At 61.8% G+C, this 26,528-nt stretch carries 24 protein-coding genes; 12 read left to right on the top strand and 12 right to left on the bottom strand.

The window, feature by feature from the left end:
• The first annotated feature begins 71 nt into the window (after positions 1-71).
• From IPK79_04550 to IPK79_04540, 3 genes are read left to right on the top strand one after another with little or no spacing between them, the layout of a single operon-like run.
• A complete protein-coding gene (locus tag IPK79_04550) occupies positions 72-1,841 on the top strand; it encodes a methionine--tRNA ligase (protein ID MBK8189700.1) in 1,770 nt (589 codons plus the stop codon).
• A complete protein-coding gene (locus IPK79_04545; GenBank protein ID MBK8189699.1) occupies positions 1,838-2,635 on the top strand; it encodes a TatD family hydrolase in 798 nt (265 codons plus the stop codon). The genes IPK79_04550 and IPK79_04545 overlap by 4 nt, the downstream gene beginning before the upstream one ends.
• The gene (locus IPK79_04540) at positions 2,629-2,868 is read left to right on the top strand and encodes a hypothetical protein (protein ID MBK8189698.1); all 240 of its coding nucleotides are present in this window, start codon (positions 2,629-2,631) and stop codon (positions 2,866-2,868) included. The genes IPK79_04545 and IPK79_04540 overlap by 7 nt, the downstream gene beginning before the upstream one ends.
• Positions 2,869-2,896: 28 nt before the next feature.
• Here IPK79_04540 and IPK79_04535 read toward each other — a convergent pair whose 3' ends face one another.
• Positions 2,897-3,577, bottom strand: coding sequence for a retroviral-like aspartic protease family protein (locus tag IPK79_04535; protein ID MBK8189697.1), 681 nt, complete (start codon positions 3,575-3,577; stop codon positions 2,897-2,899).
• 267 nt (positions 3,578-3,844) lie between these two features.
• On the opposite strand from IPK79_04535, the gene IPK79_04530 reads away from it, so the two are divergent.
• Together IPK79_04530 and IPK79_04525 are read left to right on the top strand one after the other, a co-directional pair.
• Positions 3,845-4,720, top strand: coding sequence for a GTP cyclohydrolase I FolE2 (locus IPK79_04530; protein ID MBK8189696.1), 876 nt, complete (start codon positions 3,845-3,847; stop codon positions 4,718-4,720).
• A 5-nt stretch (positions 4,721-4,725) separates the two neighbouring features.
• Positions 4,726-5,562, top strand: a complete 837-nt coding sequence (locus tag IPK79_04525; protein MBK8189695.1) for a 6-carboxytetrahydropterin synthase — start codon at positions 4,726-4,728, stop codon at positions 5,560-5,562.
• Between the two features lie 40 nt (positions 5,563-5,602).
• Here IPK79_04525 and IPK79_04520 read toward each other — a convergent pair whose 3' ends face one another.
• From IPK79_04520 to IPK79_04510, 3 genes are all read right to left on the bottom strand, one after another.
• Positions 5,603-6,517 carry a hypothetical protein gene (locus tag IPK79_04520; GenBank protein ID MBK8189694.1) on the bottom strand — a complete coding sequence of 305 codons (915 nt, stop codon included), beginning with the start codon at positions 6,515-6,517 and terminating at the stop codon, positions 5,603-5,605.
• On the bottom strand, positions 6,514-8,187 hold the full coding sequence (locus tag IPK79_04515; GenBank protein MBK8189693.1) for a CCA tRNA nucleotidyltransferase: 1,674 nt from the start codon (positions 8,185-8,187) through the stop codon (positions 6,514-6,516). The genes IPK79_04520 and IPK79_04515 overlap by 4 nt, the downstream gene beginning before the upstream one ends.
• A gap of 81 nt (positions 8,188-8,268) precedes the next feature.
• On the bottom strand, positions 8,269-9,144 hold the full coding sequence (locus tag IPK79_04510) for a hypothetical protein (protein MBK8189692.1): 876 nt from the start codon (positions 9,142-9,144) through the stop codon (positions 8,269-8,271).
• A 276-nt stretch (positions 9,145-9,420) separates the two neighbouring features.
• Between IPK79_04510 and IPK79_04505 the strand changes: the two genes are divergently transcribed.
• From IPK79_04505 to IPK79_04495, 3 genes are all read left to right on the top strand, one after another.
• A complete protein-coding gene (locus IPK79_04505; GenBank protein MBK8189691.1) occupies positions 9,421-10,680 on the top strand; it encodes a PQQ-binding-like beta-propeller repeat protein in 1,260 nt (419 codons plus the stop codon).
• Entirely contained in the window at positions 10,677-11,459 is a 783-nt protein-coding gene (gene kdsB, locus IPK79_04500; protein MBK8189690.1) for a 3-deoxy-manno-octulosonate cytidylyltransferase, read from the top strand. The genes IPK79_04505 and kdsB overlap by 4 nt, the downstream gene beginning before the upstream one ends.
• An 89-nt stretch (positions 11,460-11,548) precedes the next feature.
• On the top strand, positions 11,549-11,974 hold the full coding sequence (locus tag IPK79_04495; GenBank protein ID MBK8189689.1) for a hypothetical protein: 426 nt from the start codon (positions 11,549-11,551) through the stop codon (positions 11,972-11,974).
• On the opposite strand, the gene IPK79_04490 is transcribed toward IPK79_04495, so the two are convergent.
• On the bottom strand, positions 11,971-12,918 hold the full coding sequence (locus IPK79_04490) for a universal stress protein (protein ID MBK8189688.1): 948 nt from the start codon (positions 12,916-12,918) through the stop codon (positions 11,971-11,973). The genes IPK79_04495 and IPK79_04490 overlap by 4 nt on opposite strands.
• Positions 12,919-13,067: 149 nt before the next feature.
• Entirely contained in the window at positions 13,068-15,245 is a 2,178-nt protein-coding gene (locus IPK79_04485) for an adenylate/guanylate cyclase domain-containing protein (GenBank protein MBK8189687.1), read from the bottom strand.
• Between the two features lie 267 nt (positions 15,246-15,512).
• Between IPK79_04485 and IPK79_04480 the strand changes: the two genes are divergently transcribed.
• The gene (locus tag IPK79_04480) at positions 15,513-15,875 is read left to right on the top strand and encodes a hypothetical protein (GenBank protein MBK8189686.1); all 363 of its coding nucleotides are present in this window, start codon (positions 15,513-15,515) and stop codon (positions 15,873-15,875) included.
• Positions 15,876-16,073: 198 nt separating this feature from the next.
• On the opposite strand, the gene IPK79_04475 is transcribed toward IPK79_04480, so the two are convergent.
• The 3 genes from IPK79_04475 to IPK79_04465 are packed head-to-tail and all read right to left on the bottom strand — an operon-like array spanning position 16,074 to position 19,338.
• The gene (locus IPK79_04475) at positions 16,074-17,558 is read right to left on the bottom strand and encodes a menaquinone biosynthesis decarboxylase (GenBank protein MBK8189685.1); all 1,485 of its coding nucleotides are present in this window, start codon (positions 17,556-17,558) and stop codon (positions 16,074-16,076) included.
• Positions 17,555-18,799, bottom strand: coding sequence for a TolC family protein (locus IPK79_04470; GenBank protein MBK8189684.1), 1,245 nt, complete (start codon positions 18,797-18,799; stop codon positions 17,555-17,557). The genes IPK79_04475 and IPK79_04470 overlap by 4 nt, the downstream gene beginning before the upstream one ends.
• 38 nt (positions 18,800-18,837) lie before the next feature.
• Complete coding sequence (locus IPK79_04465; protein ID MBK8189683.1) at positions 18,838-19,338, bottom strand: hypothetical protein; 501 nt, start codon at positions 19,336-19,338, stop codon at positions 18,838-18,840.
• A 191-nt stretch (positions 19,339-19,529) separates the two neighbouring features.
• Between IPK79_04465 and IPK79_04460 the strand changes: the two genes are divergently transcribed.
• Positions 19,530-20,153 (top strand): lipocalin family protein, encoded by a 624-nt coding sequence (locus IPK79_04460; protein MBK8189682.1) that lies wholly within the window; start codon positions 19,530-19,532, stop codon positions 20,151-20,153.
• A 28-nt stretch (positions 20,154-20,181) separates the two neighbouring features.
• On the opposite strand, the gene IPK79_04455 is transcribed toward IPK79_04460, so the two are convergent.
• The 3 genes from IPK79_04455 to IPK79_04445 are packed head-to-tail and all read right to left on the bottom strand — an operon-like array spanning position 20,182 to position 23,265.
• Positions 20,182-21,045, bottom strand: a complete 864-nt coding sequence (locus tag IPK79_04455; protein ID MBK8189681.1) for an ABC transporter permease subunit — start codon at positions 21,043-21,045, stop codon at positions 20,182-20,184.
• A complete protein-coding gene (locus IPK79_04450) occupies positions 21,035-21,907 on the bottom strand; it encodes a sugar ABC transporter permease (protein ID MBK8189680.1) in 873 nt (290 codons plus the stop codon). The genes IPK79_04455 and IPK79_04450 overlap by 11 nt, the downstream gene beginning before the upstream one ends.
• Positions 21,907-23,265 (bottom strand): sugar ABC transporter substrate-binding protein, encoded by a 1,359-nt coding sequence (locus IPK79_04445; GenBank protein ID MBK8189679.1) that lies wholly within the window; start codon positions 23,263-23,265, stop codon positions 21,907-21,909. Before IPK79_04445 ends, IPK79_04450 begins: the two co-directional genes overlap by 1 nt.
• 105 nt (positions 23,266-23,370) lie before the next feature.
• Between IPK79_04445 and IPK79_04440 the strand changes: the two genes are divergently transcribed.
• Complete coding sequence (locus IPK79_04440; protein ID MBK8189678.1) at positions 23,371-23,679, top strand: hypothetical protein; 309 nt, start codon at positions 23,371-23,373, stop codon at positions 23,677-23,679.
• A 148-nt stretch (positions 23,680-23,827) separates the two neighbouring features.
• Positions 23,828-25,945, top strand: coding sequence for a hypothetical protein (locus IPK79_04435; GenBank protein MBK8189677.1), 2,118 nt, complete (start codon positions 23,828-23,830; stop codon positions 25,943-25,945).
• Positions 25,946-26,528 lie beyond the last annotated feature (583 nt).

Here is a 26,528-nt window from a genome sequence, read left to right as displayed (position 1 = left end):
CCGCGAAAACCAGCCCGAAAAATCTGTAATAACGCTTTTCCCCGACCCTGGGTTTGCGCGACAATACCCCGATGACGCCATCACCTCGCCCCTCCTACGCTATTACCACCGCCATTGACTACGTCAATGCGCCGCCGCACCTGGGCCACGCCTACGAGAAAATCGCCGCCGACGTCATGGCGCGCTTCCAGCGCCTGATGGGGCGTGACGTGTTCTTTCTCACCGGCAGCGACGAACACGGCGCCAAAGTCGCCCAGACGGCGGCCACTCAAGGCTTGACCCCGCCCGCGTATGTCGATGCCATGGCGGCGCGCTTTCAACAAGCCTGGAAATCGCTCCATCTCAGTCATAATCGCTTTATTCGGACCACCGAACCGGCGCATTACGCTGTCGTGGAATCGCTATGGCGTCAAATGGTGGAGAAGGGCGATATCTATAAGGCGTCTTATACGGCGCGGTATTGTTCCGGCTGCGAAAGCTTCCTGACGGATCGCGATCTGGATGATCAAGGCCAGTGCCGCATTCACCGCCGCGCGCCCGAGCCAGTCGCCGAAGAAAACTGGTTTTTCCGCCTCACCCGCTACAAAGACGACTTGCGCGCCCTCATTGATAGCGGGACTTTTGTCCGCCCGGCCTTTCGCGTAGCAGAAACCCTGAATATGCTGGAAGAGCTTGAAGATATCAGCGTCTCCCGTCCCAAAACTTCTGTCGCTTGGGGTATCCCGGTTCCTGATGACCCGGATCAGACGATTTACGTGTGGATTGACGCCCTCAGCAATTACGTCACCGGTTTGGGCCTCGGCCAGGATGCCGCGCAATTTGAGCGCTACTGGCCCGCAGATTGCCATTTGGTGGGCAAGGACATTCTGCGTTTCCATGCCCTGTATTGGCCAGCCATGCTGATGTCGGCGGGTCTGGCGCCGCCGCGATCGGTTTTCGCCCATGGCTTTATCAATCTCAACGACGCTAAAATCAGCAAGAGTCTGGGCAATGTGGTCTGCGCAGACGACCTCATGACGCGCTTTTCGCTGCCCAACCCGGACGCCATCCGCTATTACCTGATGACGGCGACGACTTTTGGACAGGACGGCAATTTCACCGAAGACGATTTTAAGCGCCGGGTCAACGCCAATCTGGCCAATAATCTGGGCAACCTGCTGAATCGCGCGTTGAATATGACCCAAAAATACTTCGACGGCCGCGTTCCGACGCCGCCCGGACTGGAGGCGAGCGCCCTCTACGTCGAAGACGCCGCCGCTCTGGACGCCCTGCGGGCCGAATATGACGCGCTGGAGGAAGGCTCAGAAGCGCGCGCCGCCTGGAAAACCGGCTATCATTTTCCGCAGTCGGGCATTCGTTTTCTGGCCGCGCCCTGGCGCGCGAACGCCGACTATTTATCGGGCGAGGCCGTCGCGCGCTTTGCCGATGATATTCGCTATAAATACGAATTGTTCGACTTTGAGTTTGCGCTGTTTACGCTGTTTGAGCGTATCATCGCGCCCGTGAATCTCTTCATAGACGAGAAAGCGCCCTGGACGCTCGCCAAAAACGGCGAAACCGAACGTCTGGCGGCGGTCTTATACAGCGTACTGGAGCGCTTGCGACAGATTGCGCTGCTGTTATCTCCCGTCTGTCCATCGATGGCGGCGCAGATCTGGTCGCAACTGGGCGATGACGTGGATTCATCGGGTTTAGAGCCACTGCTCAACGGCAGGCCCGCGCGCTGGGAAGCCCTCTACGACGCCCTTGAGCCGGGTCGGCCCATTCGGCTGACGGGGCCGATTTTGCCGCGTCTGGATGATGATCTGGCCGGGCCGGACGGCAAAAAGAAAAAGCCATGACGCCTGCGCCGCTGGCCGACACGCATTGCCATCTGGATTATATCGCTCGAGATGCGGATCCGGCGCAGGTTCTGGCGCGCGCTCAGGCCGAAGGGCTTTCGTTTCTGGTGAATCCGGCGGTGTCGCGCGCCAACTATCAGGCCGTGATTGATCTGGCCGAGCGCTTTGATCCGGTTTACGCGGCGATTGCCGTGCATCCTACCGACGTTTCATCCGTGGCCGACGATCCCGACTGGTTGTCGACCATCGAGGCGCATCTGGCGCACCCCAAGGCGCTGGCCATCGGCGAAACCGGTCTGGATTATTACTGGGATGAGACGCTCAAAGATCTGCAACAGACCTGCTTTGCGGCCTTGCTGCGCTTGGCGCGCGATCGCGATCTCCCGATTATCGTCCATCTGCGAGACAAGGCGGGCTGTTGTGCGGCGCAAGACGATGCGGCGCGACTCATTCGCCAGACCCCCGGCGTGCGCGGCATTATGCACTGCTTTGCGGGCGATCTGGCGTTTGCGCTGGAGATGATCGCCTGCGGCTTTGACATTGGAATTGCGGGCAATGTGACATTTAAAAATGCGCGGCAGTTACAGGCCGTGGCCGCCGGCATTCCCCTGGATCGCTTACTGCTGGAGACCGATGCGCCGTATCTGAGCCCTGCGCCGTTTCGCGGTCAGCCCAACGAGCCTGCGCGGCTGCGGCAGACGGCTGAATTTGTGGCGCAATTGCGCGGCGTCGCGTATGATGATCTCGCGCGCCGCACCACGGAGAACGCCCGCCGGGCCTACGGTTTATGCTGATTCTGCTGCCGACAGACGTGATGACGGAAAACGCCAGCCAATGGTTGACGTCACAGGCGGTTGCGCATCGGCTGATCGCGTTACCGCAACGCCTGTGCGGAGAATCCGGCGCGAGCAAGGGGATTTTTCTGGATTCGCGTGACAATATGGACGTTCCAATGCGTCTGTCACGCGCGCGCTTTGTGGTCATGCGCGTCTTTCGCGAGTTCGACGCGGAGCCTGAGGTCCAATAGCCCGCGCTCCCTGGGCAGAGAAGAGACTTTAGCCGCCGGTTGCCGCGTCGTTGAGAGAAAGCGCGTCAGCGGTTGCGTCCACCACGGGCTCTGCGGTCAACGTCAGCGCGTTGCGGCCCATGGTCACCTCCATGTGACGGAAGATATTCATCCCCAACAACCCAGCCAGCAAGAGATCATCGCCCAGCGGATGCACGACGGCTTCGACGTTGCGCACCTCAATGCCGCCCAGCGACAGCGATTCAATAAGAACCCGGGGCGCAGACACCACCCCGTTGGCCGTGTGAATGCTCACGCGCGGCGCGTTGTCGGCGACCACCACGCCCAATTGGCGCGCCATTCGCGGGGTCAGCACGGTATACGTGGCGCCGGTATCCACCAGAAACGCGCCCACCACCCGTTTGTTCAGAATCGAGGTCACGGCCACGCCCATCGCCGTTTGCGTAATCACCGGCGCTGAGACTGTAATGCGCTTATCGCTTGCCTGCGTGCGCAGTTTGGCGAGATTCTCGCGGCCGCGCTGGGCGATATACGGATTTTGAGAGCGGCCCATCGTCTCAAAAAATGATTCTGCCGCTGCGCGCTGACGGGCCGCGGATGCTTCCGCCGACAACGTCGCGTCTTCAGCCGTTTGCGCCCATAAAGGCGTCAAACATCCCATGCCCGTCAACAGACAGGCGATTAACCACCCGGTCTTCGCCATTGCCATAACATCCCTGTTTTGAGTCAACATCCCTGATTAATATGTCTCGCCTTGGGCAAGGCATCGACTGCGGACGCTCCGTTCTTGAATAATCCCCCCCGGATTGTTACGTCTCGTTACGCAAGCGGCGATTCGGCAATCGTGCGCGCAATGGCGGTTTTGAAATATCAGCCGCCATGCGCTACGCTAGAGCGAGACTTCCTTACCAATAGAAAGGTTCGATCGTTGCGCCCTTCTGATCTCCCTTCCGCCGCCCTGCAACCGCCGGATGCCTTGCTGGACGTGCAGGCATACGCCGACGCGCGCGGCGTGGCCTTGGCGCGCGCTGGCGTGCGCGATGTGCAAATGCCCTTTCGCCTGCTGCAAAAAGACGGCCGCGCGCAGACTGTCGCCGCCCGCGTCTCGATGACGACCCGTCTTGCCCCGGAGGTAAAGGGCGCGCACATGTCGCGCTTTATTATCCAGTTGGCGGAATGGAGTCGCCTGCATACGCTGAGCCTCAACTTCAACGCCATGTTGCAGGAAACCATGATGCGGCTGGAGGCCCCTGCCGCCGCGCTCGACCTCAGCTTTCCGTATTTTATCGATAAGAAGGCGCCGGTGACCGATCATAGCGCGCCGATGGCCTATCGCTGCTCGTTTCACGCCCATTTAAACTGCGCCAATCCCGACGCGCCGGAATTCCAGCTTATTTTGGGCCTGACCGTTCCCATTGCGACGCTGTGCCCGTGCAGCAAGGCGATCTCTGACTATGGCGCGCATAACCAGCGCGCAGAAATCCGTCTGCTGAGCGTGATGCAAACCACCGACAACGGGCCGCAGACCCTGAACGGCGCCCATCATCCCGGCGAGGATCATCCGATGGTATGGATTGAAGATCTCGTCAGCGCGCTGGAATCGTGCGCGTCGTGTCCCGTTTATCCCGTGCTGAAGCGCGAGGACGAGAAATACGTTACCGAGCGCCAGTATGACAACCCCAAGTTTGTGGAAGACGTCGCGCGCGACGCCATTTTATTGCTGCGCGATCTGCCCGGCGTGGCGGGCTTCGCCCTAGAGGTTGAGGCGCTGGAAAGCATCCATGGTCACAACGCCTGGGCCGGACACGAAGAAGGGTTTTCGCCTCTAGGCCTGCGCCCGGCGTTTCCGTAGCCGCCATGGCGCGCATCACCCGCAAGACGCGCTTTTGCGCCGCGCACGCCTTTTGGCTCGACGGCGCCGATGACGCCGAAAACCGCCGCCGTTTCGGGCTGGCGGCGCGACGCCATGGCCATAATTATGAACTGGAAGCCGCCATTGACGGCCCCATCGACCCGCAAACCGGTATGGCGATGAATCTGCGCGATCTCAAGGCGATTCTCGACGAGGTGGTGCGCGCCCCGCTGGATTTTGCCGACCTTAACGCGGATGTGCCCGCTCTGGCAGGCCGCCTGCCGTCGCTGGAAACGCTGGCGGACTTTCTCTGGCCTGCGCTGGCCCAGCGCGTCAGCGCAGCCGGTTTGACGCTGGCGTGGATTCGACTCTATGAAAGCGAGGATCTCTTTGTGGAACGTCACCCTCATTCGGCTGCTGCGCTCACGTTGCACCGACGCTACGATTTTTGCGCCAGCCACCGGCTGTATAATCCGTCGCTGAGCGAAGCGGAAAACGCGCGTATTTTCGGCAAATGCGCCAACCCCAACGGCCATGGACATAACTATGAGCTGACGGTTGCCATCGCAGGGGAACCGGACCCGCAAACCGGTCTGTTGACCGATTTGCCTGCGCTGGATGACGCGGTCGGCGAAACACTGCTGCGCTGGGTGGATCACAAGGATCTGAATCGCGATGCGCCATTTCTCAGCGGCGTCATCCCAACGGCGGAAAATCTGGTCGTCGCCTTCTGGCGTCAACTCGCCCCTCAGATTCCGCCTCCGGCGCGGCTTGCCCGTCTGCGCTTGCTTGAGACGCGCAATAACTTCGCCGAATACGCCGGTGAAGACGAGTCCGTCTGACCCGGTAGGCTCGTCCGCGAAGACGTCTTGCGGCCATGTCTTATGTGACGGTCGCTTTCAGGATCCGGCGAATCGGCAACAGATCAATGGCGTCTTCCGTCAGGCGTTGCAGGTTGCCCAGACTGGCGGCGCGCACGCTCACGGCGGGGCTATAGGGAATCACGCCCAAAAACGGCGCGCCGATGAGGGTCTGGCTGACCCATTGGCAGTCGCGCTCCCACGCGCCGGCGGCCATCGGCTCGACGGCGGCGGGCGAGACGGTTTCCACCGCCAGCCAGCCGACCACGCTGAGCGGATGCGCGGCGAGAAAGGCCATGGCCAGCCGCAGCCGCGCAACCATCTGCGCGGATTTCGAGACGGTTAGCAAAAGCGGTAAGCCGAGCGCGCGGGCAAAAACCATGGCGTCGACCAGGGTCAACGCTTGCGAAGCCTCCTCGCGGCGCCAGCCCCACGGCGCACCCACCCCGCCCGCGGCTTCAAACAGGCAGGGCGCGGGCAGGCGGCGACAGCGGCGCAGCAGCGCTTCCCAGTCTGAGGCGCTGATATCGTTGGCGGGATCCGCGACCATCGGCTCGGGCAGCGCTTGCGCCAGCGCCGGATCGATGGCGCGACTCAGAAAGGCTTGATCGCCTGCGCGCGAGGCGGCCCACGGAGACGTGATCAGCGGAGAGGGCGTCAGCGACCGGGATGCGCAAGAGGCATCTGAGGATCGCGCCCGCGTCAGATGCGGCACGTCCACGCTGGCCATGGCGCTGTCGCCGCCGCCCGGCGTATGAGCGAGCATCACTGGCTTAAAGGCCATCGCCTGCGCGCCGCTGGCATAAAGCGCCGCTGTCAGGCCAGCAGCGGCGACCGTTTTGCCGCTGCCCGCATGCGCGCCTAAAATCAGCAGCCCCTCGGCCATTAGTTCGCCTTCGCGCAGCGCGGCGGCGGAGTCGGCGGCTGGTGACGTCATGCGTCGTCGTCTTCCGGGTCGTCGCGCTCATTCGGCGGGGCCGGGCCCGGGTCTGGCTCGTTCGATAGCAAGCCCAGCCGTTGCCGCACGTGGCGAATTTCAGACAGGCGATCTTTGAGCCGGCCCATGAGCTTCAGCTTCAGCAGATCCCGCAGGGTCTCGCCAATCGCTTCGCCCGGCGGTACGCCCAGATCGAGCAGGTCGTCGCCGTTGAGTTCAGGGCGCTGGCCCGCGTACTTGTCGCGATAGGCGCGCAGGGCCAGTAAAACGGTTTTCATCCGCGCGGGGCGATCGTCGTAATACACGGCGGCGGCGGCGACAGCGGCCGACAGCGGCCGGTCGTGAAACGCCGTATACACCTCGTACGGCGACGACGATTCCTGAATGCGATCCAGACCGCCAAGATCCAGCAATTGACGATAATGGACGATTTGTTCACGCTCCACACGCGTCAACCCCAGTCGATGCGCCGTCTGCGCCAGATCGCTCCCGCTGGCCCCGCCGAAAATAAAGCACAGGAACAGTCGCCAGCGAAAATCCGGGCCCAGCGACGTTTCGCCCAGCGCTTCGCGTAAGAGCGGATAATGACGCCAATAGCAGGCCATCGCATCGCGGGCGTGCGCGCCAGCGGCTTCTGCGTCAGCGGGATCGAGCGCCATGGGATCCGGCGCCGTCATATTGGCCAGCCGCGCGCAGCCGCGCTCGCGAAAATAGCCCATCCACCGGCGTTTGACGGGCGTTTCCTCCGCCTCGCAGAATTTCCGCAGCTCATGCTTGATACGCTCGCCGCCGCCGTGATAGGCTCGGTCGCCATATTTCAGGAATTGTCGTAACAGCCGCTCAGTGCCCGGCGCGAGCTGAAAATCCAGCCGCGTCAAAAACTTGAAGGCCCGCAGAATCCGGCTGGGGTCTTCAAAAAACGACAACGGATGCAGCGCGCGAATCAGCCGCGCGGCGATATCGTCCATGCCGCCAACGCGATCTTCAATCACGCCCAGCTCATGGACAGCCATTGCCAGCGTATTGACCGTAAAATCGCGGCGAATAATATCCTGAGCTAGCGGCGCCCCGCGCTGAATGACTTCCGGCAGCGCACCGCACGCCGCATAGCGCTCGACGCGCGTGGAAGCAAGATCAAAGCGCAGGGCCTGCTTATACAGCAGCGTCACGGTGCCGAAATCGGGATAGCACGCCTCCACGCTGAAATTACGCGAATGCGCCACAATAAACTGACTCGCCCCGATGGCGGACCCTTCGATGGTCAGATCAACATCCTGAATATCCAGCAGGCGCGCGTTATACAGTAGCAAGTCGCGGATATTGCCGCCGATGACATAGGCGCGCAGTTCGCCTTTACGCAACAGCGATTGCATCTCGTACAGCGCGGCGGCCACATAGGCCGGAAAATACGTCGTCAGCCGACGCGAAATATCCAGCGTCTGAAGCGGCGCGGCTTGCGGGTCCGGCAAGCCGGGATAGTCAACCGGCGCGCCGATGGCGTCAATCGGGAGATCGCCCAGACCCATGGCTGTCATCCGCGCGATGTCGCCTCGCGTCACCGCCAGCATGTGGCCGTCGGCTTCAAACGTGAGTCGCTCATGGCCGTCCAGCGCGGTCAGGGCGGCGCGCGCCGTGGTGGCGGCATTCAATTCGATCGTGGGGCTCGTCATCAAACGCCTCGCGGGGATGCTGGTTTGGCGATTGTACCAGCATTCCCCGCGCAAGGCATTATGTGGTTAAAAAGGAATTGATTAGGTCTTCTGTTCTGTTTCTAATTCTGTCATTTTGGCTTGATGGTCTTTATTCGTGGTTTTAATGAAATCATATTTTACACCGCTTAAATCCAGATCACCCCGGTTCTCTTTTCGCCATTGAGGATCTTTCATTAGAAGCGCTAAGCCGATGTCCTTCAGAACAGACCGATTGAAAATATCACCTTTTTGATAGGCGAAATCTGGCGCCGAATCAATTTTTTCATCCGTGTCCGAACATCTTTCCAGCAGGTTATCCAGATACTTAATTTGTCTTTCTTTTACTTTGGCATCATCGGACAGTTTGAATGCGGTATGGCCTTCCTTAATTTTTTCGATAAAGCTTGAAAGACTTTCTACCTCTAAATGGGCTTTTTCACGTTTGTTTTCGATAGCCTCGCCAGGAGAATTATTATCCCCCTCCACCGACGACGATTTACCTCCGTCAGCCTCTTCGAGGCGGCTCAAGCGCGCATCCATCCGCTGAAAATATTGCTGAAAGTATTGCGCAAATTGATTCGCGAAGTTATTAAACATCTGCGCTTGCGGCTGCATACCGCCTGGCGACTGCATCATGGGCTGCCCCATTCCTTGGGCGGCGGGCGCGCCGTTTTGATTGCCCAGCAGCGCCATCACATCTTGATAAAGAGACCCCGCGCTTGAAGGGCCGTATTGCTGATACAAAGCCGCTACCTGTTGCGAAGCCGGATCGCCGCCAAACTGAAACCCTTGCTGCCCGGTAAAATTGAAGCCTTGTGTCGAGGGCGTCATAGTCGCAACCGGCGCGAAGCCCCTGTCAGGGACCGTAACCGCTGTATACCCTGCGACGAGCCCATTCGGACCTTGTGCATAACTTGGTACAAGCACTTGAACCATGGTGATAGAACCCCCCAACCTAATTCGTGCGCTATGTCGCTTCCGGCAGGCAAAAACCTATCAAGACGAGGAGAGAAACGGCCTGCGAGATGCGCTTTTAGAAGATGAAACCCAACCTGTATTAATAAAAAAACCAAATTCGCGGGTTTGATGCTAGCTTGCTTTAAAATGTTACATTCTATTAAATAATGCCCCTCGCATGCCTGCGCGCTTGTGCGGGGCGTCATGGGCGGGGATAATAACGGGCGTGGCGCAAATGGCGTGGAGGCGATGGCGATGACATACCCCCGATGGGCGTTTAAATTTCTGATAATGGGATTCATGGCGCTTGGCGCGATACAGGCTCAGGGCGACGCTCAGGCCGCTGCGCCCACAGATTCGCTGACGGCTGCGCCTGTGGACTCTGGCGCGCGCGGGTCGTTTTGGCGACGTCGGGCCGCCGTACCTGCGCCCGATAAAAAAGCAGCGCCTGTCGCGAAAAAAGCCGACAAAAAATCGTCGCAGCCGTTGGCGGCTGGTAAAATTGTCTGGCAAACCCGTCTGGACGGGCCGGTCGCCGCCGAACCCGTCGCCGACGCCGATAGTCTTTTTGCGCTCAGTCAGGCGGGCGTTCTGTACAGCCTCGATCCGCGCGATGGCCGCATTCTGTGGCAAAAAACCTTAAAAGCCTCCACTGAGGCGTCGCAAGGCGAACCAACCGCCCCGCCCGATCGGGAGGCGGGCGCGCAGGCCGCCCCGGCGCTCAGCGCCGACCACGTCTTTGTGGCTCTGGCGTCTGGCGAGGCGATCGCGCTGGAGAAGGCGAACGGGCGCGAACGCTGGCGCGTTCAACTCGGCGGGCCCGTGACGGCCGCCCCGTTGCCGTGCGAAAACGGTTTGCTGCTGGTGGCAGATCAAAGCGGCGCGCTGAGCGCCCTCAATGCGCAAACCGGCGAGCTGCGCTGGCGCTACGACGCCCAACGGCTGCTGAACGCCTCGCCGGTGGCCGGTAAAACCGCCGCCTACGCCGTGGATTTTGAAGGCGGCGTGACGGCCCTGAATCTGGAAACGGGCGAAACCCTCTGGAAAAGCGAGGTAGAGGGCCCGTTGACCGCCGCCCCCATTTTGACGCCGGATGTGTTGCTGGTGAGCAGCGGCGTCGGCGCGCTGTTTGCGCTGGATGTCAAAGATGGCGAGCGGCGATGGAGCTATACCAGCGGCTCGCCGATGCTGGGCAGCCCGATTGTCGTCGGGCGCGACGTCATGGTCGGCGATATCAACGGCGCGGTGGGCTGCGTGGCGCTGGAAAGCGGATCGCGCGTATGGCAGCGCGATCTCAACGCGGCTATCTTCTCGCCCCTGCGGCTGATGGGTAAGTCCACGCTGGTGACCGGCGACGGGGCGGGGCGCGTGGTGGCGCTCAACAGCCATGACGGGCGCCGCATGGGCGAGGCGGCCTTGCGCAGCGTCATCGCGGCGCCGGTGGCCGTGCATGGCGCGCGGATGTTCGTGGGCGCGCAGAATGCCACCCTCAGCGCGGTGGAATGGCCCAAATGACGGGCAACGACGCGACAGGCGCCGTGCTGGCGGTGATTCCCGCGCGTTGGGGCTCGACGCGATTTCCGGGCAAGCCGTTGGCGCTGGTGCATGGCAAGCCGATGATCCAGTGCGTGTGGGAGCGCGTGCGTCAGGCGCGCGGCGTGGATCGCGTCATTATCGCAACCGATGACGCACGGATTCTGGAGGCGGCGACGGCCTTCGGCGCCGATGCGCGTATGACGCGCGTCGATCACGCCAGCGGCACGGATCGCGCCTGGGAAGTCGCCCAAACGCTGGCGGGCTACGACTGGATTCTCAACGTACAGGGAGACGAGCCGCAGATCGATCCTGCGCATCTGGAAGCCGCGCTGAAGGCCCGCGCGCGCTGGCCTCAGGCGGATATCATCACGCTGGCCAGCCCGATAGCGGCTTGCCAGAGGGATTCCATTACAAGCGATCCCAATATCGTCAAGGTCGTCTTGCGCGGCGACGGCGAGGCGCTGTATTTTTCGCGCGCGCCGATCCCGTGGCGGCGCGACCCGCAGGACGCCGCCAGTCCTATTGGGCCTCAAGCGCTTTCGCAGGCGGGCTTGCGGCATCTGGGCCTGTATCTGTATCGCCGCGAGGCCCTGGCGCGCTTTACGCAGTGGCCGCCCTCTGTCCTGGAAGGAATTGAAAAGCTGGAACAGTTACGCGCGCTGGAAAACGGCTTGCGCGTTTACGTAGAAACCGTCGACCGCCCGGCGATCGGCGTCGACACGCCCGAGGATCTGGCGGCATTACTGGCCTCAGGCTAAGGCCTGCGATTTTCGGAATTTTCAGGCAATTGTCGCCCTGCAAGCGCGTTTCATGGGGAGAGATATCCCTTAGCAGAAGACATGCCTCCATGAATATGACGATAGCGCCCCGATTCAGCGGCCGTGTGGTACTAGACCCCTCCTTAAAGAGGGATGCCGGGTTGCGCAAAGCGCAGCAGGCCGCCGCTCGAACAGCAAAAGACCTGCTGCCGGTCGATATTGAATTAAGATACAGCCACAAGCGTCATGAAAATTCTGATGCCCCCGCGCGCGGCGCTGATGGTGGCGATCCGCCGGTTCAGGTTATTGAGGCTGTCCGCATAAAACGCAAAGGGCTGCCGTTCTGGAAAAAAACGGTCTCAGAGAAACTTCTGGGTTCTTATCACGCCCCGACAGCACCCCATCCCCATCCAGCGGAACCCCCGCTAGCGTTCATCCAGCGGGTCATTGAGGAGGTTGTCGCGGAATTGCGTCAGGAGGCGCAAGCGCTCTGTCCATCCGCTTGTGGGGGTTAGCGCACCACCAGAACGGATTGATGGCTGGATTGCACCATGCGGTAGCTGACGCTGCCCAGCAGCCAGCCGGGTAAACCACGGCGGTTGTGAGATCCCATCACCACCAGATCCGGGTCGAGCGCGTCGGCCTGGCGCAGCAGTTCGGCGCTCGGCGCGCCGCAGGCGACTTTGGTATCCACCACATTGATGCCTTCGGCTTGCAGGACATCGCGCGTCATCTCGACAATCATCGATCCGTTCTGACGCAGCGCCTCTTCTACCGCTTCTGCGTTAACATAGGGCGCGATGACGGGATTTTCCATATAAGCGACGTTCTCCAGAATCGTCATGACGGTCACGTCCATCGCGTCGGTCCGCAGCAGTTGAGGCAGGCGCGCCGCCGCGTGATTGGACACTTCCGAGCCGTCGGTGGCGAACAGCACGCGCATGCGCGCCGGATCTTTCAGCGGACGGCGAATGACCAGGACCGAAGACGGCGCATGGCGCGCGATGCGCAGGATAAAGCTGCTGGCGTCCTTATCGCGCAAGGGATTTTCCTTGGCGACAATGGCGACCAGATCCGGGTGAAGCCGCTTAATTTCATCGAGATTAAACTGGCAGGCCTCGTCGGAGGTGTCGCAGACGGAATCCGAAGCGACATGGAACTGATGCTGGGTCATGGTCTGATAAAACTGCTGGCGAATCTGCTCGATTTCATCTTTGCGATCGCTGATATTGCGCCAGAACATATCGGGATCCATCTGGATCCAGCCTTTATGCGACACGCAATCCATGACCTGGGCGAGCGAGACGTCGAGGTTGTCCGGGCGAAACCAGCGCGGCAGGTCCGGGATGGCCCACGCGCCGTCCAGATGGCCTTCGAGCATGAGCTTGAGCCGTCGAGCGGCGGTATCAGCGCCTGCTGCGGATGTCGAACCGGGGGAAGAGTCGGCCGATGGCTTCATGAAAAACGTCTCTCCTTGACTGAAACAGGCCCAATAACCCAAATAGGCCCAACAAAGCGGAATCGCGTGAGAAGTAACAGCGTCTGGCGCGAAGGATGGCTTTCTCTGGCCTGCGGCGTGAAAAAAGACCAATTTCCCGCGATTGTACTTTACTGCGATCCGCCGTCTGTGTCCAGACGGGGCGCGTCTTCGGGCGTTGCGGCGCGGGCGGCGTCGCCCAGCGTAAAGATCTGCAGCGGCGTTTCGCGACCCCGCACGGTAATCACGTCGAGCGCCTGCAGCGGATAGGGTTTTTTGAGCGCCGCAACCGTGTATTCGCTCAGAATAATCGGCGTATGATACACCTTGGTCTGGTCCTGCAGGCGCGCGCACAGGTTAATCGTATCGCCGACCGCAGTATACGCCACGCGTTCAGGCGTGCCGAGAAAGCCCACAAAAGCGTTACCGCTGTTCAGCGCCACGCCGATATCGAGCAGCACGTCGTATTTCTGGATCAGGAGTTTTTCGGCGTTCCATTTTTCGATGAGCTGGCGCGTCACGGCGATGAGATCCTGCGCCGCTTCCAGCGCCTCGTCGGCATGCTCGGGCGTCGGCCATGGCGCGCCGAAGATAATCAGCACCCCGTCCCCTAAAAATTTGTCGATAATGCCGCGGTGGCGCATCGTCACCCGCTCGGTCTCCGTGTAAAACTCATTGAGGATATCTTTGAGATCGGTCGGCGAGAGGCGCTCGCTGAGGCGCGTAAAGTTGCGGAGATCCACAAAGGCGGCGCTGACGTCCATCCGGTTGCCGCCTGCCTGAATGCCCTTGTCCATTTTCTGGATTTCCAGAAACACTTCTCGCGACACCAGTTTGGACAGATTGCGCTGCAACACGCGCACTTCCTGATTCTTCATGACTTCGCGAAACACCGATCCGCCGGCCAGCGCCACGATCATGAAGACCTCCGGCGTCAGGACGTCCATCACGATGCCCCAGCCAAACAGGGTTTGCGCCAGCCAGTAGAAAAAGATCATCAGGGCGGCGGTATATAAGAATGTCGGGCCCAGTCGTTGCAGCTTAAGACGCAGGTAGAAAATCGGCGTTGCGAATAAAATCAGCAGGGCCGCGTTCTGCCAGGGCGCCAAGGGGCGCATCACGGTCTGGTCATATAAATTATCAATGCCGGTCGCCAGAATATCTGCGCCCAGATGCCGCGCCGACATCGGCGTGCGCAGAAAATCGCTGTGTGTCAGCGACGACGAGCCGATGATCACGACGCGATCGCGCAGCATCGCCTTGTCTTGCGCCGTCAGCGATCGCGGACCCGATTCGCAGGCGTCATACACGCGGCAAACGGGAATGGCGTAATGACTGCGGCTATACAGGGCCTGCGGATCGCGCAGCGTTTTAAACCAGCGCACCAGAATATTGCCGTTACGATCCAGCGGCGCCACCCGCCCGCCTTTGGGGGCGTGCTCGGGGAAAATCCGCAGCGCGCTGCCTTGCGCGTCCGACTGAATATCGACAAACCAGTTGCTGTCGCCGCCCTCCATGCGTCGCTGGCTCTCCAGCGCCAGCAGGCGCGAGGCGGCTTCCACCGAAATCGCCAGATACACCCCATCGGTCCCCGGCGCGCTCACGGCAAACGGCTGGGTAAAAATGGGGCGAATCGCCCGCACCACGCTATCGGGGTCGGTCACCATATTCACCAGCCCCAGATCCAGCCGAAAATAGGCCGGAATCCGCGCAGCGTTGTTATCGGCGTAATGCAGGGCATGGCCGACGACCAGATTGTCAAATTGCGCCATCTGCTCAATAATCGGCCCGTCACGCGCGGGGCTGAGGCGCGAGAAAACGCTGTCAAAGACAATCAGCGTCGGCTGATAGCGCTGCAGGCGCTCAAACAGCTCGACATACGTTTCGCGATGATTCTCATAGCGCCGAAACCGGGCTTCTCGCTTGAAACGCTCGGCCAGCAGCGCTTCCGACTCTTCGTCGATCAGCAGCAGCGTCGCCTTGCTATGCGAGGCTTCAACGGCCGAGCGGCGCATAAAGTCGTCGCGAATGGCGGGCTCATTGCGCTGGGCAATCTGGTAGACGCCAAACAGCAGCGCCACCGCCCCCAAAAACGGAAACAGCCGGTGATAAAAGAAAACCGGATACTGCCGAAACAGTCGAATCAGCGCGCGAATAGCGTTTTTCTCCCGAAGCCGTGGGCGGTAGGCCCCATCATAAGCCCGCCTCTTGCGGGCCGTTTCCGCCCCGGAGCCCCCACCCGGTCTTGATTTGAGGGGTTTCGCCTCCAGGCCGTTTATCGCCTGTCTGCGTTCATCATGGGGTCCCAATGGGGTGGCATCTCATTGTAACGGCAACGCCCCCCCTGCGGATGCCCCGCTTGCACGAGATTGGCCCTGGCGCCGCACGCGACAACGATATCTGACGGCGATACGACGTTTGTATGAACAAACGTAACAGCTTGGCGCAATTCACTAGCACAAAACCCTGAAATATTGTTTTTATACACACATAGAGAAAAAGAGACGCCCTCCTTCTATCCATCCACCCCATCTTCCTCACGGATAGACGACGAGGCCCACAGGAGACTCCCCATCATGAGCAATATTCGTAAGGCCGACGGACTTGGCGCTGTCCCCAAGCAGCACGAAGTCGCCAAGAGAGAAGTTGCCAAACACAACGCCGAGGCCGCGCAAGCGACTCGCGCCGCCGCCGAACCCGCCAAAACGCATGCGGTTGACAGGCCGACGGCCCATGCTCAATTCGCGCTGGTCGGCCCGCAAATTACTAGAACGCATGCGGGTAGAGATTCGGTTCGCGAAGAAGGCCTGCCCCGCAGCGTGGGCAAAGCGGTGGCGAATAAGAACCAAGTCGACATCGCGGCGATTCTGGGCAATCTGGACACGGCCTCGCTGCATCCCAGCACGCTGAACGGCTTGCAAACGCTGAACTTCAGTTAATCCGCGCGCCGCTGAGACGCTCACTTTTTTCAGTCTCTGATCGACTTCTCATTCCCAAGGCGGGCGCTGGCGCGCGCGCGGCGGCAATGGACATCACGTCATCCTCTCTTTTCAGTTGCCCGTGTTTGAAGATCGGGTTGTTTCGTTCTTGCGCAAGACTGCCTGAGGGGCGGGTCTGCGCCTCTCCCAGCCGCGCGCTTACGCCGGGAAATACTCGCGCCAGCGCTGGCTGACCCTTGACGCCGTCTCGGCGTCCATCGTTATCTCATCGGGCCACGGACGGGCGAAGCCTTCCGCGGCCCATTTCTTCGTGGCGTCGATGCCGACTTTCGAGCCAAAGGCCCAGCGCGGCGTCGCATGATCCAGCACATCCATGGGCCCGTCGGCAAACATCATGTCGCGGCGCGGGTCGGTATCGTTAAACACGTGCCAGGCGACGCTGGACAGGTTCTGCACGTCGACATGCGCATCGACCACAATGACGTACTTGCTGAACATCAACTGACCAAAGCCCCACAGGCTGCTCATGACCTTCTGCGCATGGCCGGGAAAGCGCTTGTCGATGCTGATGATGACGCAATTATGGAAGACGCCCTCCCACGGCAGGTTCATATCCACGATTTCCGGGATAAACAGTCGCAGCAGGGGCAGGAAAATCCGCTCGGTGGCCTTGCCCAGATAGCAGTCTTCCTGCGGGGGCTTGCCGACAATGGTGGTCTGGTAAATCGCATCGCGACGATGCGTGACGGCGCTGACGTGAAACACCGGGTAATCGTCGGCTTCGCTGTAATAGCCGGTATGATCGCCAAAGGGGCCTTCACGCCGCCGCTCGTCGAGCAGCACATAGCCTTCCAGGACGATTTCCGCATCGGCGGGGACTTCCAGATCGATTGTCCGGCAGCGCGTCAACCGCACCGGGGCGTCTTGCAGAAAACCCGCCAGCAGCAATTCATCGATGCCGGGCGGCAGCGGCGCGGTGGCGCTATACGTGACCGCAGGCGACGGGCCAATGACCACAGCGGCTTCGAGCCGGTCGCGTCCCAGACGCCGCGCGGCTTCGTACAGGCGCGCCCCGTCGTGATGCTTCTGCCAGTGCATGCCGGTGGTGACGTTGTCATACTTCTGCAGGCGGTACATGCCCACGTTGCGCTCGCCGCTGGCAGGGTCTTTGACTATGACGCAGCCCAGCGTGATAAACGGGCCGCCGTCTTGCGGCCAGCACTGCAAAATCGGCAGCGCGTCGAGCATGGGACGGGCCGGATCCGCCAGAATCACCTGCTGACACGGCGCCGGGCCGGGGTCGAGCTTGGGCAGAAAGCGATTCAATTCGGCCAGTTTGGGCAGCATCAGCAGCTTATCCCACCAGTTGGCGGGCGTCGGCGGTTTGAGAAACCCCAGCATCCGCGCCTGAATCGCCTCGTAGTGATCGACGCCCAACGCCGCCAGCATCCGATTATGAGAGCCAAAGGCGTTGATGAGCAGCGGCATGGCGCTGTCGTCCACGCGGGTAAACAGCAGGGCCTTGTTGTCCGTCGGCGTCGGCGCTTTGCTGATGCGATCGGCGATTTCCGCGATTTCCAGATGCGCGCGCACCGGCGCGTCAATTACGGCCAGTTCGCCCGTCTCGCGCAACGCCTGAAGAAAGGCGCGTAAATCTGTCGGGGCGCGGCGTCGACTGCTCATAAGCCCGCCTGAGACGGATCCGCGTTGCGGACCGGTCGCAAGACCAGCGCGCGCGTCGCATCCGGGGTTAAGTCGCCAACCGCGTACAGCAGACGAAACTGCGCATGGTTATAATCGAGTTGGGCGTCAATCAGCGCGATTTGCGCTTCGTCGTCTCGCACTTGGGCGTCCAGCGCGTCTTTTTCGCTGCTAAAGCCCGCCTTTTCGCTAATCTGGACCTGGCGCAGCGCGGTCCGGGCCAGCGCGGCGCGCTCTTCGGCGATGCTCAGGCTTTGACGCGCAAACGTCAGCGTTTGCCACGCCTGAATGACGCTGGCTTCGGCGGCTTGCCGCGCCCGTTTGAGTTTCATATCCAGTTGCGCCAGCGTCGCCTGCATCAGCCGGGTCTGGTTCTTATCAAACTGGTTGATATTGGCGCGCAGCAGGTTATAAATGGACAGGCGGCGGTAAAACAGCTCGCGCGAGTCGGGCCGTTTGTCGATCGGCTCGGCCAGCAGCGTCTCCAGTGGCGGAAACGCCTGTTGATACTGCGGAATTTGAAAGCGACCTTCCGAAAATGATAAATCACTTGGCCTCAGGCGCGCTTTGGCGGGGAAATCGCCCATCGCCAGCGCCAGTTGCGCTTGCGCCAGCGGCCGCAGGGACAGCGATTGCTGATAATCTTCATCGCGCTTGAGGAGCAGACTTTTTTCAGCGATTAAATCCAGTCCCGTGCCGTCGCCCGACTCAAAGCGACGCTGGGCGAGCAACACGGATTTAACCCCTTGCCTGATGCGCCGATAATCCAGATACGATTTCAGCGTGGCGCGAACGTCGTTATAATAGGCTGTGACGCACGCCAGCAAGGCTTTCTGCGTGACGGCTTCCAGATGTTCGCGCGCCGCCTGCGTATCGCTTTCAGCCGACCCTTCTAAAAAGCTAGCGTTAAAGTACCGAAAGAAGAACAGCAGGCGTTTATTTTTCACCATGGCCCGTTTGGCCTGCATCTCGCTGATTTTCTCTTTCGCCGCCTGAATATCCGGGTTGTTTTCAAGCGTCTGGTCCAGGGCTTGCTGGAGCGTCAGCGGCGTGGCGTCGGCTGCGGCCAGCGTCCATGGGGTGTGGGCAAAGCGGGCGTTCAGCGCCGTCTCCACGTCAGAAACGCCGCTTCCGGCCTGAGCGAAAGGCGTCATCGTCAGCGCCACGGCGCACAGCGCCAGCCCCACGGCCAGAGAAACCCGAAGTCGTCCAATGCATTGCATACGGCTATCTTAGCAAAATCCCGCCGCCGACGCGCCGACTAACGCTTTCGGTCCGGGAACGCGATCACGACGCGCGCGCGGCTTTTAGCGACCAACTGCTTTTCCAGCGTCTGCTGACAGGTCTTCAGGGCCGATAGAATGGCTAGGCGCGCGCTCTCAGGCTGGATGGCCAGCGCCGTATGACCACACATGGTAAAAAACGTCTCGATCGCGCTTTCAATATGCTGCCAGTGCGGCTCTCGCGTGCGGGGATCTTCGTTACCCCGACTCAGAATTTCGAGGAATCGGCCGCTTTTGAGATCGGGAGTGAGCCACACGTGAGGCTTGTCTCTCAGGACCTTTAAAATGACGGCTGGCTTTTCGATCTGGAAAATGCTCGTTAAAACGCCTTGGAATCGTCCCATGAAAAGGCCTTTTAAGTAGTCTTCATCGTTGCTCCCTTCTAGTTCGGGGAGATCGCTTGCCATGGCTGCGGCAAAATTCAGGGCGCGCGCCACTTCACGTTGACCTTGAAAACGAACCGACAGCGGAGCGAGCATCTGGAGAGTCTTTCTGAAGAGGGGGCGTCTCCTTCATAACGCGCGTGATGGCTCGCGATTGCTCCGGGTTTGGCGGTCTCAAGGTCTGCGGGGTCTTATGATTGCCGAAGCGGCGAATCTCCGCGATAATCAGACAAGCGGCGCGCGAGCGCTCGACGCATCCGAATCGCCGAAACAGGAGACGGTCTGATATGAAACGCTTATACGGATACGGCGTCATGGCGCTGTTTGTGGCGCTTACCGCCGGGCTCATCTGGGGCGTCTCCGCCAGCGAAAAGTCGCCGAAGCTTGCAAAGCCTGCAACCGTCGAAAAAGTCGATCTGGCGCGCTATATGGGCAAATGGTACGAAATCGCCAGCATGCCGATGTACTTTCAGCGCCGATGCGTTGGCAATACGACGGCGACCTACTCGCTGAAGCCCAACGGGCGCGTGTCGGTCCTCAATGCCTGCGACACGCGCGAGGGGCGCATCGACGCCAGAGCCGAAGCCCGCGTCATGGACCCCGAAACCGGCGCCAAGCTGAAAGTCTCTTTTCTCAAACTCCTGACGTGGCAATACTGGCTCGGCGGCGACTACTGGATTCTCGCGCTGGAGCCAACCGCCTATCGCTACGCCATTGTCGGGCATCCGCACCGGCGCTATGGCTGGGTGCTTTCGCGCACGCCGCAACTCAGCGACGAGGACGCGCGCGCGATTCTCACCAAGCTGGAGACGCTCGGCTACGATCCGTCTCGCTTTATCAGCACGCCGCAGACCGGCGGCTGGTCAGTGAAGCGGTCCCTGCCTGAGGCGATTTCAGCTTCGACGCCCTAAGCGGCGCGGCTTGCTGCATCGCGCGCGCTTATTCTTTGACGCCGCCCGCGAGCAAGCCTTGCAGGAATTGGCGCTGCGCCGCCAGAAACGCCAGCGCCACGGGAATAATCGAAATCACGCCTGCGGCCATCAGCAGTGTCCAGTCGGTGACATCGCGAAACGCGCTTTTGAGTGCGGCGACCCCAACGGGCAACGTGCGCATGGCGTCCGAATTCGTCGCGATCAGCGGCCACATCAGGTTATTCCAGCTGCCGATAAAGGCGAATACGGCCAGCGCCGCCAGCGCCGGACGCGCCAGCGGCATCGCCACGCGCCAGAAAATCCCCCACGGTGAGCAGCCGTCCAGCCGCGCGGCGTCTTCGAGATCGGCGGGCAGGGCGTTAAACCACTGGCGCATCAGAAACACGCCGAACGCCCCGAATAATCCCGGTACAATGAGCGCCCAATACGTATCAATCCAGCCGAAGGTTTTCATCAGAAAGAACAGCGGCGCGATATTCACCGCCGGCGGGATCATCAGCGTGGCCAGAAACGCCAGAAACACCGCATTCTTGAACCGGAAGCGCAGGCGCGAAAACGCATAGCCCGCCATGGCGCACAGCAGGGTTTGTCCCAGCGCGGTCGCCAGCGCCGTTATGACGCTATTCGTCAGATACGTCCCCATCGGAACCATGGTCAACAGGCGTTCATAGTTTTGCCACACCGGCGGCCACGACGGCCAGAGGGCGGGCGGATAGCGATACGCCTGCTCGGGCGCAATCAGCGAGGTGGACAGCATCACCCAGAACGGCGCGAGCATCGCGATCGCCCCGGCGCTTAAGACCAGAAACGCAAGCCGGTCGCCCCAGCGCGTGGCTTTTATGCGCTTTGCTGTCGCCCTGTTAGTTTTCATACAGCACCCATCGCCGTCGCATTCGCCATTGCCACAGGGTCAGCGCCGCCAGCGCGCAAAACATCACGCAGGCCATGGCCGACGCCGGGCCGATTTTGTAAAACTCGAAGGCGTTCTTGAATATCCAGTAAGCCAGCAGATCCGTGCGATGTTCGGGTCCGCCCTGGGTCAGCAGAAAGGCCGTGTCGAAGGTCTGCACGCTGTTAATCAGCGTGATAATGGCGACAAAGAACAGCGTCGGCGATAGCAGGGGCAGCAACACATGCCAGAATCGTCCCCAACGGCCCGCGCCGTCGATCATCGCCGACTCCATGGCGCTGGCGGGAATCGCCTGCAAGCCGGCCAGCAGCAGAATCAGCGTATAGCCGATGTTCTTCCAGATCTTGATGGCGATCAAGGCCGCCAACGCCGTGTTGGGCTGATACAGCCAGGCGATCGGCGGCTTGAGGGCCAGCAGCCAGTTGAGCAGGCCGAATTCCGGGTCGTAAATCCAGCCCCAGGCCAGCGCGACGCTCACCAGCGGGGTGACGTAGGGCAGAAAGTAGGCCGTGCGAAACAGCGCGCGCCCGGCGACGGCGCGATTGAGCAGGAGCGCAAATCCCAGCGCCAGCGCGATTTCCAGCGCGCCGGAAGCCAGCGCAAAGAGTGCCGTATTGCCCATCGCGTTCCAGAACAGCGGATCGCCCAGAATGGCCCGATAATTCTCCAGTCCCACCCATCGCGGGGCGCTGAGCAGATCCCAGCGACAAAAGCCCAGCGCAAACGAGGCCAGCGTGGGCAGATAGGTAAACAGGGCCAGTCCGGCCAGCGTCGGCAGAATCAGCGCCCAGGCCCAGAAAGTCTCTTCGCGCGCGCGCCGCATCAGGCTCCGTCCCGCAAGAGGCGGCGGGTGGCGGCCTCCATGCTCTTGATGGCTTGTTCGGGGGTTTTCTGGCCTTCCCATACGGGTTCCAGGCCCAGTTTGAGCGTTTCCGACAACTCGCCCCAGGCCGGATGCGACTGGGTAGGAACGCCCGAGGCGATGGCTTCGAGAAAGGCCCGGCTATTGCGCGGCGACTGGCGCGTGTCCAGAAACACCGCCGATTGCGCCGCGTCGCGCCGGGCCGGGACAATCAGACCGCTGGCGGCAAAGCGCATTTGCGCGCGTCGCGAGCTTAAGAAGGCAATCAGACGCCACGATTCTTTCGGGTGGCGCGTTCTGGCCGCCATCGCATAGCCAGAGGCGTCAATGCCCACCCGTGACCCGGCAGGGCCGCGCGGCAGCGGCGCGACATCCCAGGCAAACGACGCCTGTTCGCGCAACACCGGCGTCGTCCATCGCCCGCTGATGAACATGGCCAGCCGCTGCTGTAAAAACCACTGGCTCATGGCGGCGGCGGCAATGTCGGCCTTGCGCGGGGCGATCCGCTCCGTGCTGCTCCAGCGGGCGTAGAAGTCGAGGCCGCGCAGCGCTTGCGGCGAATCAAGCGCCAGCGCCGATTGATCCGCGTTAAAAAGCTGACCGCCTGCGCTCCAGACGTACGGCAGCCAGTAAATGGGCTCGCTTCGAGAAAAAGAAACGCCGAACTGTTCGGGGCGACCGTCGCCGTCTCGGTCATAGGTGAGGGCGCGCGCGGTTTTCAGGAAGTCGGCCCACGTCCAGTCATCGGCGGGCGGCGCGAGCCCGGCGCGCGCGAATAAATCCCGGTTGTAATAGACGACCAGATCCGACACGTCTCGGGGGATGGCGCCCAGGGCGCGTTTGTCAGAAGCCGCAAAATAGAAAGCCTGTAACGCCTGCGGATAGAAATCCGTTGTCGACAGGCCGCGCTCGGCGCGCATCCATGGGGTCAGATCCGCCAGAAGCCCGGCGCGGGCGTACGCCGGAAACTGCAAACTGTTGATGAACGCCACATCGGGCGTCATATCGGCGGCGGCCAGCAGATGCAGTTTCTGGAAGTATTGCTCAGGAATATGCAGCAATTCCACGCGAATCGTCGGATTCTCGCGCTCAAAGTCGCTCAGCAGGCTGCGGAGCGTCTGTATCTCCTGTGCGCCGCCCCAGGTCGAAAGCCGAATCGAGGGGCGCATGGGTTTTGCGCGGAGAGCCGCATCCGGGGCGGGGCTGCACGCGCTGAGCGTCAGGCAGCCCAGCGCCAGAACACAGGCTAAAACCGCCGAGGCCATGCAGCGCAAGGGCCACAGGTAACAGTTTTTATCGATTCCGGGGGCTTGGGTCAATTTTGGGCGTCATCAGGTTTTTGATGGGATAAGGAGCGCGGCATGCGTCTTCCTCATTGTACTCCAGCCGTTCGCCCGACGAACGCGGAAGGGAGCGTCCCGGCCATGCGATGGTCGCCTTCGTTTGAACAAGTCCTCGAAACCCAGCCCGCTGACCGCCTGCAAGCCCAGTTGCTGTGGCTGCTGCAAGGCGGCGAACCGCTGGAAACCGCTTCGCCCCAGATAAAAAGCGCGCTGGCGGCGCTCGAGGCTATGACTCCGCCGGATTGTCTGCGCCGCCTGGAGCGCCTGACGCGCGCCGACGTGGTGCGACTGGCGATGCTTCAGGAATTCGGCGCCGGTTTTTCCAGCACGCCCGCGTTTGATGCGCTGGCGCGACTGGCCGAACAACGCGCGGCGCTCAAGGCCCTTTAGACACCCTCTCTTCAGCGTCTGATACCGGCCATGGCGCCCGTCCTTCCGCAGCCGGGCTGAAATGCGTCGGCCCTGTCGGCGCGCTGTGCGCGGGGTTTTCGTCGTATAATAAAGCCTTTCCTCCTCCGGCAAGAGGGAGCGACGCTGGATGCGGGCCCGCCAACGGTTTAGACGCCATCACCCCGACGCGCTCAACGCGCAGCCGCCCGCTTCGATGACAGGCGGCCTTTTTGCGCTGGCGCTGGCGTTGCTTTTCGCCGGGCCGGCCCTCGCGGATTCCCGACGTCTGGTCGTGGCGCAAGGCGCGGATCTGTCGATGCAGGTCCGGCTCGACCCGTCGCTGGCCCCCGATGCGCAAATTCTGCGCTACCCCTCGCGGATGGTGATTCTGCTGCCCGATAAGGCCTTTCCAGAGGGATTTGCGGCGGGGACCCTGCGCGTGGATCCCGCTTCTCGCCCGCGCGTGTCGATTGCCCGCCAAAACGGGGCGACCGCCGTCACCATTCGCGGCGATCGCGTCGGACTGGGCCTTCAAGACCTGTCGCGCCTGGAGTCGTCTGCGGGTCCGGGATCGTCTGGCTTGGGGACGACGGGTTCGGCTGCCAATGGGGCCTCCCCCCCGTCAAGCGCTGATGCCCGCTCAGCGCCGGGCGCGCCGTCAGCTGGGGTTCAGGCGGCGAAACCCGCGACCGCGCTGGCTTCTCCGCTGGCGCTTCTGGCTCAGGTCCTGCCCGTTTCGTCGCCCTCGCCGCAAAAGGCCTCGCGAGCGATCGGCGCGCCCAGCGCGCGCGCAGCCGTCTCATCTGCGCCCCAGCCTTCCAATCGGCGGAGTCTGTTCTCACAAACGCCGCCCCCACAGACGGCGCAGGCCGCCCCCGCCCCCGCCGAAACCGCCTCTTCTGAGCCGCTGGTCCCACCGCTGACGCAGACGCCCTCTCAAACGGCTCCGCAGCCGCAATCAGTAGAAGCGCTCCCTTCTGGATCGCGTCTGGATGACGTGCCGTTGTCCGCGTTAATCGGGGGACGCGAGCCGCTGCTGTCCAATGCGACGCTGATTCGCATGGCGCTGGGTCTGTTAATCGCCCTGGGACTGGTGGTAGGCGTGCTGCGCTACGGTCTGCCCCGTTGGCGTGGGGGCAGCCTGCTGCAATCAGGCCAAAACTCCGCTCAACGGCACGGCTGGCAAGCAATGGCGCCGCGATCGACGCCTTCTCAATCGAGTCGCAGCAGGCCGCCGCGACCGTCTTCCCGACCGCCTCTGCTCACCCCGAACGCAGGGGAGAGCGCACGCCACGGCGGCGGAAAACCACCGGGCCGGGCCTCATCAGGCGGCGGTCTGCTGGGGGTTGTCCGCGACTGGCTTGAGCGCCGCCGCCAAGCCGAAACCCAGCGCCAGCGCGAGGCCGTTCGGCAGATGAATCCCGCGTTTGATATTCTGGAAACCCGTGAACTGGGCGGCGGCAAGACGCTGCACCGGGTGGATTTATGGGGCCGTCAGCTTATTATCGCCACCTCGCCGCGCACCATCTCCTTGCTGGCGGTGCTGGATGACGAGGGGCATGACCTGTACTTCAACGACGCTCAGGCCGAAAATGGCCGCCTGCTGGCGCAGATGGTCGGCGAGCGCGACGCCTTGCGCGATATCTTCCGTCAGGCTGAGCGCCACTGGACGCCGGTCGCCGATCTGCCCGAATTTGCGCAGACCCAGCCGGTGGAGCGCGCCAATCGCGCCGTGCGTCTGGAGGCGACCTTCGACGACCTGTACCGCAAGTATCTGAACGAGCCTTCTGGGGAAACGGTTGACGACGCTTCCTGGGCAGAATCGGGCGCGTTACTGGAAGATGAGCCCATGGACGGCGATCCGGAGCCTGAGACGCTGGATTCTCTTGCGCGCGCGTGTCTTTCATCTCAGGCCGCTTCTGGGCAAACGACGTCTGCGGCGTCGCTCAGCGGCAAGCGTCCACTTGATCCTGCCAATCCCGCCAATCCCGCCCATGCCGATGAGGCCATTACCGCCCGCGCACCACGGGCAGCGGCTCGACGCGCCAGCGGCTTCTTGCCCGCGACGCCTGCGCTGGCGCCTGCTAGAGCGAAGCGCCCGGAACCAACGCCACCCGCTTCGACAGAACGGCTTTCTGCGTCCGATCGCCCGCGCCGCGATCGCCCGCCGACGCCCCCACCGCAGCCCATGGCATCCCCGCGCCGCCAGCCGGACGACTGGATCGTACTGGCAGATTATGAAGATGAGTTTGAATCGGACGATTAGCCCGCCCTAAAGCCGGATGGGGCGAAAAAGGCGGCGTCAACGCGCTGAAATCAGGCATTTTAGACGAAAAAGGCGCGGGCTTGTTCTGAGGCGCGGGCTTTTGCTCCAGAGCGGCCATCATCGCAGCTGCCTGCGTGGCCATACTCGCCGCCATCGCTGCAATGGCGCTATCGGCCGAAGACAATCCGGCGCCGGGTGCCAGCGCAGCGGCTTCGGCGGTTTTCAGATCGCTTTGAATCGCGCTGAGTTTGGCCGACGCCCCCGGCCCTGGGGTCATGTCGACCGGAAGCGAAGGCACGGCGATGGGAACAGACCCGGCGCTGGCGTAGGTAATGCTGCGCGCGCTGCCATCGGGCATTGGAATCGACAGGGTGGAGAAGTCCAAATGCACGCCGCCTGCCAGATGCGCGCCAGCGGACTGGTGAGCGGCCTCATGGGCGCGGGTATCGGCGTCTTCGGCCATGGCGCGCGACTCCACGTCGGCCGCATGCCGTTCGGCCTGGGCCATCGCATCGGCGCGGCGCGCCGTCAGCCGAGGGGGTTTGGAATCGGCGGCGGGTTTGGTAAGGGGCGATTTCGATTG

The organism is Vampirovibrionales bacterium (assembly GCA_016712355.1).
In the GTDB taxonomy this organism is placed as follows: Bacteria; Cyanobacteriota; Vampirovibrionia; order Vampirovibrionales; family Vampirovibrionaceae; genus JADJRF01.
This window is presented reverse-complemented; position numbering and strand designations above follow the sequence as displayed.

Coding starts and splice junctions, on each gene's coding strand:
- IPK79_04545 (MBK8189699.1), top strand. CDS start 1,838: ATGACGCCTGCGCCGCTGGCCGACACGCATTGCCATCTGGATTATATC.
- IPK79_04470 (MBK8189684.1), bottom strand. CDS start 18,799: ATGCAATGCATTGGACGACTTCGGGTTTCTCTGGCCGTGGGGCTGGCG.
- IPK79_04525 (MBK8189695.1), top strand. CDS start 4,726: ATGGCGCGCATCACCCGCAAGACGCGCTTTTGCGCCGCGCACGCCTTT.
- IPK79_04550 (MBK8189700.1), top strand. CDS start 72: ATGACGCCATCACCTCGCCCCTCCTACGCTATTACCACCGCCATTGAC.
- IPK79_04510 (MBK8189692.1), bottom strand. CDS start 9,144: ATGGTTCAAGTGCTTGTACCAAGTTATGCACAAGGTCCGAATGGGCTC.
- IPK79_04495 (MBK8189689.1), top strand. CDS start 11,549: ATGAATATGACGATAGCGCCCCGATTCAGCGGCCGTGTGGTACTAGAC.
- IPK79_04440 (MBK8189678.1), top strand. CDS start 23,371: ATGCGATGGTCGCCTTCGTTTGAACAAGTCCTCGAAACCCAGCCCGCT.
- kdsB (MBK8189690.1), top strand. CDS start 10,677: ATGACGGGCAACGACGCGACAGGCGCCGTGCTGGCGGTGATTCCCGCG.
- IPK79_04450 (MBK8189680.1), bottom strand. CDS start 21,907: ATGCGGCGCGCGCGCGAAGAGACTTTCTGGGCCTGGGCGCTGATTCTG.
- IPK79_04435 (MBK8189677.1), top strand. CDS start 23,828: ATGCGGGCCCGCCAACGGTTTAGACGCCATCACCCCGACGCGCTCAAC.
- IPK79_04535 (MBK8189697.1), bottom strand. CDS start 3,577: ATGGCAATGGCGAAGACCGGGTGGTTAATCGCCTGTCTGTTGACGGGC.
- IPK79_04465 (MBK8189683.1), bottom strand. CDS start 19,338: ATGCTCGCTCCGCTGTCGGTTCGTTTTCAAGGTCAACGTGAAGTGGCG.
- IPK79_04455 (MBK8189681.1), bottom strand. CDS start 21,045: ATGAAAACTAACAGGGCGACAGCAAAGCGCATAAAAGCCACGCGCTGG.
- IPK79_04505 (MBK8189691.1), top strand. CDS start 9,421: ATGACATACCCCCGATGGGCGTTTAAATTTCTGATAATGGGATTCATG.
- IPK79_04490 (MBK8189688.1), bottom strand. CDS start 12,918: ATGAAGCCATCGGCCGACTCTTCCCCCGGTTCGACATCCGCAGCAGGC.
- IPK79_04460 (MBK8189682.1), top strand. CDS start 19,530: ATGAAACGCTTATACGGATACGGCGTCATGGCGCTGTTTGTGGCGCTT.
- IPK79_04475 (MBK8189685.1), bottom strand. CDS start 17,558: ATGAGCAGTCGACGCCGCGCCCCGACAGATTTACGCGCCTTTCTTCAG.
- IPK79_04480 (MBK8189686.1), top strand. CDS start 15,513: ATGAGCAATATTCGTAAGGCCGACGGACTTGGCGCTGTCCCCAAGCAG.
- IPK79_04520 (MBK8189694.1), bottom strand. CDS start 6,517: ATGACGTCACCAGCCGCCGACTCCGCCGCCGCGCTGCGCGAAGGCGAA.
- IPK79_04540 (MBK8189698.1), top strand. CDS start 2,629: ATGCTGATTCTGCTGCCGACAGACGTGATGACGGAAAACGCCAGCCAA.
- IPK79_04515 (MBK8189693.1), bottom strand. CDS start 8,187: ATGACGAGCCCCACGATCGAATTGAATGCCGCCACCACGGCGCGCGCC.